This window comes from Massilia mucilaginosa, from assembly GCF_011682145.1.
In the GTDB taxonomy this organism is placed as follows: domain Bacteria; phylum Pseudomonadota; class Gammaproteobacteria; order Burkholderiales; family Burkholderiaceae_D; genus Telluria_A; species Telluria_A mucilaginosa.
In genome coordinates this window covers 1-11,494 of the sequence record NZ_WHJH01000074.1, presented here as the reverse complement: position 1 = coordinate 11,494, position 11,494 = coordinate 1, and the positions used below count along the sequence as shown (strand labels likewise).

Sequence of the window (11,494 nt, the reverse complement as noted above, 5' to 3'; positions counted from 1 at the left end):
TTTTTTCCTGGCTCAGCAGCGAGAGGGGCACGAGCATTGCAATCGTGTTTGTTGTACCAGACAAACACCCAATCAAGTTTTCGTCAAGAAAGCTCACGGACAAGGACCGAATCTCTGCATACTGACTTCAAAGAAACATGCTCATCCAGCATGCCCTCCCCCGAACCGGAGCAGACAATGAATCGCACCCATCGCCTTGTGTGGAATCGCCACCGCAACTGCTTCATGGTCGCGGCGGAAACGGTCAACGGCGGGGGCGGCCGCAGCGGCGGCCAGCGCGGCATGCTGCTGGCCAGCGTCTTGACCGGGGTACTGCTGGGCGGCAGCGCGCAGGCGGCGCCGCCGCCCGCCCCCGCCCAGTTGCCGAGCGGCGCGGTCGTGACCGCCGGCACGGCCCAGGTCGGCCAGAACGGCGCGGCCATGACCGTGACCCAGACCAGCGCCAGGACCGCCATCGAATGGAGCAACTTTTCCATCGGCAAAAACGCCACGGTCACCTTCGTCCAGCCCAACGCGGCGTCGATTGCCCTGAACCGTGTCACCGGCCACGAAGGCTCGGTGATCGACGGCGCGCTCAAGGCCAACGGCCAGGTGTTCCTGCTCAATCCCAATGGCGTGTTGTTCGGCAAGGGCGCGCGGGTCGATACCGCCGGCCTGGTGGCCAGCACGCTCGGCTTGAGCGATGCCGATTTCCTGGCCGGTACGACCAGCCTCAGCTTCAGCGGACAGGGCGGCGTGGTGCGCAATGCCGGCGCCCTCAACGCGGCCGACGGCGGCTATGTGGCCCTGCTCGGCGCCCAGGTGCATAACGACGGCGTGATCGGGGCCCGCCTGGGCACGGTGGCGCTGGCCGCCGGCGACAAGATCAGCCTCAAATTCAGCGAGCAGGCGCTGGCCGGGGTGGTCATCGACCGGGCCGCGCTGGCCGCGCTGGTGGCCAACGGCGGCGCCGTCCAGGCCGACGGCGGCATGGTACTCCTGTCCGCAAAAAGCGCCGACGGCTTGCTCGACACGGTCATCAACAACAGCGGCGAAGTGCGCGCGCGCACCATTGCCGAGCGCGACGGAAAGATTTTCCTGCTCGGCGAGGGCGGCGCGGTCGAGGTCGGCGGGCGGCTGGACGCCAGCGCGCCCGACGCCGGCAAAGGCGGCTTCATCGAGACTTCGGGTCCGCGCCTGACGGTGGCGGCCGGCACCGCGGTCGGCACGCGCGCCGCCAGCGGCGAGAATGGCACCTGGCTGATCGACCCGACCGACTTTACGATCGATGCCGGCAGCGCGGCCCAGGGTGCCAGCGGCATCGGCGCCGCCACCCTGCAAGCGGCGCTGGCGGCCGGCAACGTGACGATCCAGACCCAGGCCGCCGGCGCCCAGGCCGGCGACATCCATGTCAACGCGCCGCTGGCCTGGAACAACAATAAGCTGAGCCTGGAAGCGCACGGCAACATCAACGTCAACGCCGTGATCGGCGCCAGCGGCGCCTCGACCCTGGACCTGAAGACCGGCTACAACTTCAATTCCGGCGCCCCCGCCTTCAATCCCGGCAAAAATGTATTGGTAGGAATCGATGGGGCCGGCGCGTTCAAGGGCCGCATCGATATCGACCGCGCCGGCACCGGCATCCTGGCGATCAACAATACCAGCTACACCCTGATCAACGCGCTCGGCAACGCCGCCAGCAGCACCAGCCTCGATTTGCAGGGCATCAACGGCAACGGTGCCGGCCGCTACGCCCTGGCCGCCAACATCGACGCCAGCGCCACCAGCGCCTGGAACAGCGGCGCCGGTTTCGTGCCGCTGGCGTTCTCCGGCATCTTCGACGGCCTGGGCCACACCGTCAGCGGCCTGTCCATCAACCAGCCGGCCGGCAGCTATGTCGGCCTGTTCGGCACCAACAACGGCACGGTGCGCAATGTGGCGCTGGCCAGCACCAGCGTGACTGCCAACCAGGGCGTGGGCGCGCTGATAGGGCTGAACATGGGCAACGTGTACAACAGCTACGCCGCGGCCACCGTGAACGGACCGGGCGGCTACGTCGGCGGCCTGATCGGCGCAATCTTCGACGGCACCCTCAGCAATCTGCACGTGTCCGGCAGCGTGACGTCGGCGGGCAACAACGTCGGCGGCCTGACCGGCTACCTGGCCTACCAGATCAACCTGTCGAACAGTTATGCCAGCAACTCGGTCACCAATTCGGTCGGCGTCTGGACCGGCGGCCTGGTCGGCCAGAACGATTACGGCCGCATCATCGACAGCTACGCCACCGGGAATGTCAGCGGCAAGGGCGATACCGGCGGCCTGGTCGGCAATAACAACAGCGGCCTGGTCAGCGGCAGCTACGCCACCGGCACGGTGAACGGCACCACCAATACAGGCGGGCTGGTCGGCAACAACAATAACGGCAAGGTTACGCGCAGCCATGCCAGCGGCGCCGTCGGCGGCATCAGCACGGTCGGCGGCTTGATCGGCCTGAGCAGCGCGTCCGGCGGCGTTCCGACCCCGGACAATGACATCAACACCAGCTACGCCACCGGAGCGGTCAACGCCACAGGCGACAATGTGGGCGGCCTGATCGGCAGGAACTACGGCAACCACGTGCTCAACGCCTACGCCAGGGGCGCGGTCAACAGCAACGGCAATTATGTGGGCGGTTTGATCGGCAATAACCTGGGCACGGCCGACAAGACCTACTCGACCGGGGCGGTGACCAGCGGCGGGGTCGGGGTCGGCGGCCTGATGGGGGTGAGCATCGGCGGCGTGAGTAACAGCTTCTGGGACACCCAGACCAGCGGCCAGAACAGCAGCGGCGACGGCACCGGCCGCACCACCGCGCAAATGAAGGACAGCGCCACCTTCACCGCCAGCACCTGGGACTTCACCTTCCACAGCGGGGTGTGGGGGCGCAAGAATACCCTCAACGACGGCTATCCGGTGCTGCGCACCTTCGGCTATTCCGACCCGATCCTGATCACCCTGACCAACCCGGCCCTGAGCAAGACCTATGGCGCGGCCAATCCGGCACTGGGCGCGGGCGCCTGGAGCGTGAGCGGTTGCGACAACAACGCCACCTGCATCGGCGCGCTGGACTGGGGTCCGGCGCTCGGTCCGACCACGCCGGTCGGCAGTTACAGCTACCTCGGCCCCAACGTGCTGGTGCCGACCCTGGGCGCCGGCTACGGCAATCCGGGCGACTACGAGATCACCGTCGCCCCTGGCACGCTGGCGGTCACCCCGGCCCCGCTCACCCTGAGCGGCGCGAATGCCGCCAACAAGGTCTACGACCGCACCACCGCGGCGAGCTTCAGTTCCGGCACCCTGGCCGGCCTGGTCAACGGCGAAAACCTGGCGCTCTCGGGCAGCGGCGTGTTCGACAGCCCCAACGCCGGCTTGCGCAGCGTCATCGCCACCCTGGCGCTGGCCGACGGCAGCGGCGCCAATGCGGGACTGGCCAGCAACTACCAGCTGACCGGCCCGGCCACGGTCACCCTGAGCGCCACCATCAGCGCGCGCCCGGTCGGCGTCAGCGTCGCCGGCACCCGTCCCTACAATGCCAGCGCCAGCGTCGACGCCAGCCTGCTTCAGCTGGCCGACGTGCTGAGCGGCGACAGCGTGACCCTGGGCGGCAGCGCCATGCTGTCCTCGGCCAATGCCGGCATCCAGACCCTGGCCAATCTATCCGGGCTGACCCTGAACAACCCGAACTACGCGCTGGCCGGCGCGTCGGTCAGCGGCAGCGTGACGATCACGCCGCTCGCGGTCGGCGTGAGCGGTATTGCCGGCGCCACCCGCCCGTACGACGGCAGCGCCCTGGCCGGGCCGTCCCTGCTGGCGGTCAGCGGCTTGCTGGGTGGCGACAGCGCGGCCCTGAGCGGCAGCGTGCAGCTGGCCGGCAAGGACGTGGGCGCGAACGCCATCACCGGCCTCGGCACGCTCGGCATCGGCAATCCCAACTACACGCTGAACGGCGTCGCTCCGGCCGGCAGCGTGCAAGTCACGCCGCTGGCGCTGGCGCTGGGCGTGCGGCCGCAGGCCAGCCGTCCCTACGACGGCAGCGCCCTGGCCGACGCCAGCCTGCTGCTGGTGAGTAACGCCCTGCCCGGCGAGCAGCTCAGCCTGAGCGGCAAGGCCATTCTGGCGGGCAAGGACGCCGGCAGCCAGGCGCTGACCGGCCTGGGCGATCTGTCGGTCCAGAACAGCAACTACACCCTGGCCGGCGCGCTGCCGTCCGGCGCGGTCCTGGTGACTCCGCTCGCGCTGCAGGTGGCGCTGCTGCCGGGTGCGGCCAAGCGCTACGACGGCAACGCCGCCGCCCCGGCCAGCCTGATGACGGTGAACGGCGTGCTGGCCGGCGAATCGGCCATCCTCGGCGGCAGTGCGCGCCTGGCCGGCAAGGATGTCGGCAACCAGGCCATTCTCGACTGGTCCGGCCTGACGCTCGACAACCGCAACTACCGCGTGGGGGCGACCAGCGGCGCCAGCGTGGCGATCACGGCCCGTCCGCTGAATCTGGCCCTGGCCGCCAACGCCAGCCGCGTCTACGACGGCACCAGTGCGCTCGACCCCGCCCTGCTGCGCCTCGATGGCGCGCTGGAAGGCGAACAGGTCGGCCTGCGCGGCCAGCTCAGCCTGGCCGGCAAGGATGTCGGCCAGCAAGCGCTGGCCGGACTCGCCGGACTGGCGCTCGACAACCCCAACTACGTACTGGCCGGCGTTCCCGGCGGCACGGTGAGCATCACCGCGCGCACCCTCGGCGTGCGTACCGTGCCTGGCGCCAGCCGCGTCTACGACGGCAGCACCGTGCTGGCGCCCAACCTGCTGCAACTGCAAGGCGTGCTGGCCGGCGACACGGCCGGCCTGGGCGGCAGCGCCCAGCTGGCGGGCAGGGACGCCGGCACCCAGGCCGTGGCCAGCCTGGCCGGCCTGACCGTCAGCAACAGCAACTACACCCTGGCCGGCAGCGCGCCGCAGGGTAGCGTGGCGATCGGCGCGCGTCCACTGACGATCGTCGCGCCCGACGGCACGCGCCGCCTGTTCGACGGCAGCGCGCGCGCCGCCGCCGACCTGTTGCGCCTGGACGGCGTGCTGGCCGGCGACATCGTGGTCCTGGGCGGCAGCGCCGTCTTGTCGGGCATCGTCGGGCGCACCAGCATCACCGGCCTGGACGGCCTGACGCTCTCGAACGGCAATTACACCCTGGCCGGCGGCGCCACCAGCGGCACGGTGCAGATCAGCCAGATCGACAATATCGCCGACGCCCAGCGCACCACGCTGCCGGACTTGGGCAGCGTGCTGGCGCAGACCAGTTTCCTGCGCGGCCTCGAGAGCGCCCGCAGCGCGCCGCTGCTGGCCGACGCCGGCGCCAGCCTGCCTCGGCTCGGCGTGCGCTTCGGCCAAGGCGTACCGCTGGTGGTCCAGTCCAGTCCGGAAGACGGCGAAGCCAGCGACAGCCTGACCCTGGAACAGGCGCGCCGCCTGCTGCAAAAAGGCGGCGGCGCGGCGGGCAAGGTGCGGGTGCCGGTCAGCCGCAACGGCCTGGCCGAGATCGTCGATGGCGGGGTGCGCCTGCCGCCGGGCGTGGACCAGTTGCTGTTCGTCGTGAAAGCCCCCTGATGCGCAGCCTGAACGCCATCGCCCGCGTGCGCTCCAGCGCGCCCCACCGCCACCGCGAAGGAGCCTTTTCCTTGAAAACACTGCCACCGTCCACGCTCTCGCTGGCCCTCGGCCTGATCCTCGGCGGCGCCGCCGTCCACGCCCAGGCGCAGCAGCCGCCCACCATCGGCGACGCCGTGCGCCAGGCACAGCCGCTGCCGCCCCCGCTGACGCGCCCCGCCCCGCCGCTGCCGGTTCCGGCCGGTCCGGCGCCGGCCGCGCTGCAAGCGCTGCCCGGCGGCGGTCCGGCGGTCGCGGTGCGCCAGTTCGCGCTGGAAGGCAACCGCGTGATCGACAGCGCCACCCTGCTGGCCCTGCTGTCGCCCGAACAAGGCCAGACCCTGACCCTGGCCCAGCTCGATGAACTGGCCACCCGCATCACCCGCCACTACCGTGCCAACGGTTACTTCGTGGCGCGCGCCTATATTCCGGCGCAGGAACTGAGCGGCGGCACCCTGACCATCCGCGTGGTCGAAGGCAACTACGGCCGCTTTATCCTCGACAACCGCTCGCGCGTGAACGACAGCGTGGTCCAGGGCTTGCTGGACGACATCAAGGGACGCGACATCGTCTCGCTCGACACCCTCGAGCGCGCCATGCTGATCATCAACGACACCCCCGGCGCGCGCGTGGTCCAGGCCGATGTGATGCCGGGCGAACAAGTCGGCACCTCCGACTTCGCCATCGCCACCGAGGCCACGCCCGCCGTGGACGGCTACGTCCTGCTGGACAACCATGGCTCGGTGTACACCGGCAAGCAGCGCCTGAGCGCCAGCGCCGAGTGGCAGTCGCCCAGCGGGCGCGGCGACCGCCTGTCCGCCAGCGGCATGGCCACGCGCCACGGCGGCTTGCTCAACGGCCGCCTCGGCTATTCGATGCTCGCTTCCAGCGACGGCAGCCGCGCCGAACTGGCGCTCAGCCGCACCACCTACGAGCTGGGCGACGTGTACCGGGCGCTGGACGCCACCGGCACCGCCAGCGGCGCCGAGCTGAGCCTGAGCAAGCCGCTCAAGCGCACCCGCAAGGACAGCATCGACGCCGGACTGAGCCTGGCGTACAAGGATTTGAAGGACGAGATCGGCTCTGTCGGCACGACGGTCGGCAAGCGCCTCGCCAGCCTGACGGCCAGCGTGGCGCGGCGCAGCGAAGGAGTGCTGCTCGGCTGGTACGGGCAGAGCCAGTACAGCGCCGGCCTCACCATCGGCAAGCTCGACTTCAAGGATGGGCTGGCAGAGGCGCTTGACGCCGCCGGCGATGCGACCCAGGGCAGCTACGCCAGGCTGAATCTGGCGGCGATGCGCACCAACGTGCTGCCGGCCAGCTTCACGCTCAGCACCGGCATCAAGGCCCAGGCCGCGCTGGGCAACAAGAAACTCGATGGCGTCGAACGCATGAGCGTGGCGGGCAGCGGCGCGGTGGCGGCCTATCCGACCGGGGAACTGAGCGGCGACCATGCGGCGCTGCTGCGCGCGGAACTGGCGCGCGCCCTGCCGGCGCAAGTGAGCGCCAGCGTGTTCGCCGACTACGGCTGGGCCAAAGCGGTGAACGCGGCGGCCGGGGTCGATGGCACGCGCAGCCTGGGCGACGTGGGGCTGGGCCTGAGCGCACTGCGCGGCGGCCTGCTGCTCAAGCTGCAGCTGGCGCACCGCATCAGCGGCGGCGCCGCGCTGAGCGAACCGGTATCGCGCACGCGGCTGCTGTTCCAGGCGGGCTGGGTGATGTAGGCGCTGCTGCGTCAACGACAAAACCATGCGCCCGCATGGCTTTGTCGTTTCCGGCTCACAAGATGGATCTGTGGGCTGCACGACGCCGCAGGTCGCGCGCCTCGATTGTGGAGCAGGCGCTGACTGCCTGGATCGATCGGGAAGAAAAACGCAGCCACCTTACGCGGGAAAGCATGGACGACGGGGAAGCGGGCCGCACGGTTGATCACGCAACGGTGCAGGCATGGGCGGACAGCCTCGGTCCCTGAAACGAAAAAAGCCACGCAAACGCGTGGCTTTTTTCTCAATTCTGGCTCCCCGACCTGGACTCGAACCAGGGACCTGCGGATTAACAGTCCGTCGCTCTACCAACTGAGCTATCAGGGAATAGACAAACATTATATGCTGGAATGATCAGACCATCAAGTTGTTGGCAGTAATCGCTTCAGCACGCTTCGAATCAATCTTTCGTTCAATTCGAAGAAGCAAGATCTTAAAGGACTTTGGCGATGGCGTCAATGACCCGGTCGATATTTTTCGAATTCAGGGCCGCCACGCAGATGCGGCCCGTGTCGACCGCATAGATCGAATGCTCCGTGCGCAGGCGCTCGACCTGCTGGCGGGTCAACCCCGAGTACGAGAACATGCCGACCTGCTCGCGCACGAATTCGAAATCGTGGGCTGGCGCTTTTTCCTTGAGCTTTTGCACGAAGGTGTTGCGCATCTCCTTGATGCGCACGCGCATGCCGGCCAGTTCGTCTTCCCACAGCTGGCGCAGTTCCGGCGTGGTCAGGGCAAGGGCGACCACCTTGCCGCCGTGGACCGGCGGGTTCGAGTAGTTGGTGCGCACCACGCGCTTGAGCTGCGACAGCAGGCGCGCCGCTTCTTCGGCGCTGGCGCCGACCACGGAAAGCGCCCCCACGCGCTCGCCGTACAGCGAGAACGACTTGGAGAACGAATTCGAGATCAGCAGCGGACCGCCGGCGGCGGCGAACTTGCCCACCACCGCGCCGTCTTCGGCGATGCCGGTGCCGAAACCCTGGTAAGCCATGTCGAGGAAGGGAATCAAAGCGCCCGCGCCGATGGCCGCGATGACTTCATCCCACTGGGCCGGCGTGATGTCGGCGCCGGTCGGGTTGTGGCAGCAGGCGTGCAGCAGCACGATGGCGCCCTTCGGCATGGCTTTCAGGTCGGCCAGCATGCCGTCGAAATCGACGCCGCGCGTGGCCGCGTCGTAGTAGCGGTAGGTATTGACCGTGAAACCGGCGCTTTCGAACAGGGCGCGGTGGTTTTCCCAGCTTGGATCGCTGATGTACACGCTCGATCCCGGCGCGAAGCGCTGCAGGAAGTCGGCGCCGATTTTCAGTGCGCCGGTGCCGCCGATGGCTTGCACGGTGACCGCGCGCTTCTCTTGAATAATCGCGCTGCCGGCACCAAATACCAGCTCTTGCACAGCGGCGTCGTACGCGGCCAGGCCTTCGATCGGCAGGTAGGTGCGCGGCGCCGGTTGCTCCATCAGCAGCTCCTCGGCTTTGCGGACGCAAGCGAGCAGCGGCACTTTGCCATTGTCGTCATAATAGACACCCACGCCGAGATTGATCTTGGCGGGATTGGTGTCTGCGTTGAACGCCTCGGTGATGCCCAGGATCGGGTCGCGCGGGGCCATGTCGATGGCGCTGAAGATGGTGGCGGAAGCTGTTGAAGTCATCGTGGTAAGATTGAGTGTCGGCTGGGTTGTATAGACAGCGACCCATATACTGATTACTGATTGGGTGTTTCCTGGGCCGCGAGCGGGACACCATTCTAACAAAGGTCTGATCGTATGGCTGAATTATCCGTTGCACACGACCCGTCACCGACGGTCGTCACATTCCCCGATTCCCCGTTCAAGCTGCACCAGCCGTTCGAACCGGCCGGCGACCAGCCGAGCGCGATCGCAGGACTGGTCGAGGGCATCAACGACGGGCTCTCGTTCCAGACCCTGCTCGGCGTGACCGGCTCCGGCAAAACCTACACCATGGCCAACGTGATCGCGCGCTGCGGACGTCCGGCGATCATCTTCGCGCCGAACAAGACCCTGGCCGCGCAGCTGTATTCGGAGTTCCGCGAATTCTTCCCGCAGAACGCGGTCGAGTATTTTGTCAGTTACTACGATTACTACCAGCCCGAAGCCTACGTGCCGCAGCGCGACCTGTTCATCGAAAAGGACTCGTCGATCAACGAGCATATCGAGCAGATGCGCCTGTCGTGCACCAAGTCGCTGATGGAGCGGCGCGACGTAGTCATCGTGGCCACCGTGTCGGCCATCTACGGTATCGGCAATCCGAACGAATACCACCAGATGATTCTGACCCTGCGCGCCAAGGACAAGGTCGCGCAGCGCGACGTCATCGCGCGCCTGATCCAGATGCAGTACACGCGCAACGAGATCGACTTCGGGCGCGGCACCTTCCGCGTGCGCGGCGATACCATCGACATCTTCCCCGCCGAGCATGCCGAGCTGGCGATCCGGGTCGAGATGTTCGACGACGAAATCGAGTCCTTGCAGCTGTTCGATCCACTCACCGGGCGGATTCGCCAGAAGATCCCGCGCTTCACCGTCTATCCGGGTTCGCATTACGTCACGCCGCGCTCGACCGTGCTGCGCGCGATCGAAACCATCAAGCTCGAACTGCGCGAGCGCCTTGAGTACTTCCGCAAGGAGAACAAGCTGATCGAAGAGCAGCGCCTCGAACAGCGCACCCGTTTCGACCTCGAGATGATGGCCGAAATCGGCTTCACCAAGGGCATCGAGAACTACTCGCGCCACTTGTCCGGCGCGATGCCGGGCGACCCGCCGCCGACCCTGGTCGACTACCTGCCGAAAGACGCGCTGATGTTCCTCGACGAGTCGCACGTGCTGGTCGGGCAGCTCAACGCCATGTTCAACGGCGACCGTTCGCGCAAGACCAACCTGGTCGACTATGGTTTCCGCCTGCCGTCGGCGCTCGACAACCGGCCGCTCAAGTTCGAGGAATTCGAGGGCAAGCTGCGCCAGACCGTGTTCGTCTCGGCCACCCCGGCCGAATACGAGAAAACGCATTCCGACAATGTGGTCGAACAGGTGGTGCGTCCGACCGGCCTGGTCGACCCGCTGGTGATCGTCAAGCCGGCCCTGTCGCAGGTCGACGACCTGATGTCCGAAATCGTCGACCGCGTCAAGAAAGACGAGCGGGTGCTGGTGACCACCCTGACCAAGCGCATGTCGGAGCAATTGACCGAGTATCTGAGCGACCATGGCATCAAGGTGCGCTATCTGCACAGCGATATCGAAACGGTGGAACGGGTCGAAATCCTGCGCGACCTGCGCCTGGGGACCTTCGATGTGCTGGTCGGGATCAACCTGCTGCGCGAGGGTCTCGACTTGCCCGAAGTGTCGCTGGTGGCGATCCTGGACGCCGACAAGGAAGGCTTCCTGCGCTCCGAGCGCAGCCTGATCCAGACCATCGGCCGCGCCGCGCGTAACCTGAACGGCGTGGCGATCCTGTATGCCGACCGGATTACCGACTCGATGGAAAAGGCGATCGGCGAGACCGAGCGCCGGCGCGCCAAGCAGATCGCGTACAACATCGAGCATGGCATTACGGCGGTGGGGATCAAGAAGCAGATCAAGGAACTGATCGACGGCGTCTACAGCCCGCAGCAGGCGCGCGAGCAGCTCGATACGGCCAAGGAAACCGCCAAGGTCGAGTCGATGAGCGAGAAGCAGATCGGCAAGGAGATCAAGCGGCTGGAAAAACTGATGGTCGACCACGCGAAGAATCTCGAATTCGAGAAAGCGGCGCAGGTGCGCGACCAGCTGCATGTCCTCAAGCAGCAGGCCTTCGGGGCGCCGGGGACGGACAACGTGGTGTCGATCCTCGGCAAGTAGTCTGTACGAATCGCGTCGTTATCGTTGATCGGGGCCCGCCATTGCGCGGGCCCTGTCCGTTTACAGCGACTTGATGAATTCGCGTATCCCGGCCAGGAACATCTCCGTAAGCGGTCTATTTACCCCACCTTCCATTGCTAATTTTCGGCATCCAGAATCGGTACTCCATCAACTCAGGAGTCACGAACATGCAAGAGCCAACGAAGCACGAACTCTGGCCGGCGCGCCTGCA

5 protein-coding genes and 1 tRNA gene are annotated in these 11,494 nt (G+C 67.0%); 4 read left to right on the top strand and 2 right to left on the bottom strand.

Features of this window, described 5'->3' with window-relative positions:
• Positions 1 to 177 precede the first annotated feature (177 nt).
• The 3 genes from F2P45_RS31310 to F2P45_RS31300 all read left to right on the top strand — a co-directional run bounded on the left by F2P45_RS31310 (position 178) and on the right by F2P45_RS31300 (position 7,621).
• A complete protein-coding gene (locus F2P45_RS31310; RefSeq protein WP_166882131.1) occupies positions 178 to 5,610 on the top strand; it encodes a YDG domain-containing protein in 5,433 nt (1,810 codons plus the stop codon).
• Positions 5,611 to 5,681: 71 nt separating this feature from the next.
• A complete protein-coding gene (locus tag F2P45_RS31305) occupies positions 5,682 to 7,373 on the top strand; it encodes a ShlB/FhaC/HecB family hemolysin secretion/activation protein (RefSeq protein ID WP_166882130.1) in 1,692 nt (563 codons plus the stop codon).
• 35 nt (positions 7,374 to 7,408) lie between these two features.
• The gene (locus tag F2P45_RS31300) at positions 7,409 to 7,621 is read left to right on the top strand and encodes a CopG family ribbon-helix-helix protein (protein WP_166882129.1); all 213 of its coding nucleotides are present in this window, start codon (positions 7,409 to 7,411) and stop codon (positions 7,619 to 7,621) included.
• 42 nt (positions 7,622 to 7,663) lie between these two features.
• Here the strand turns inward: F2P45_RS31300 and F2P45_RS31295 are convergent.
• Positions 7,664 to 7,739 (bottom strand) — tRNA-Asn (locus F2P45_RS31295).
• A gap of 106 nt (positions 7,740 to 7,845) precedes the next feature.
• Positions 7,846 to 9,060 carry an amino acid aminotransferase gene (locus F2P45_RS31290; RefSeq protein WP_166882128.1) on the bottom strand — a complete coding sequence of 405 codons (1,215 nt, stop codon included), beginning with the start codon at positions 9,058 to 9,060 and terminating at the stop codon, positions 7,846 to 7,848.
• Positions 9,061 to 9,174: 114 nt separating this feature from the next.
• Here F2P45_RS31290 and uvrB point away from each other — a divergent pair, with 114 nt between their 5' ends.
• Positions 9,175 to 11,262: an excinuclease ABC subunit UvrB gene (uvrB, locus tag F2P45_RS31285; RefSeq protein ID WP_166882127.1), complete on the top strand. Its 2,088-nt coding sequence runs from the start codon at positions 9,175 to 9,177 to the stop codon at positions 11,260 to 11,262.
• Positions 11,263 to 11,494: the final 232 nt, after the last annotated feature.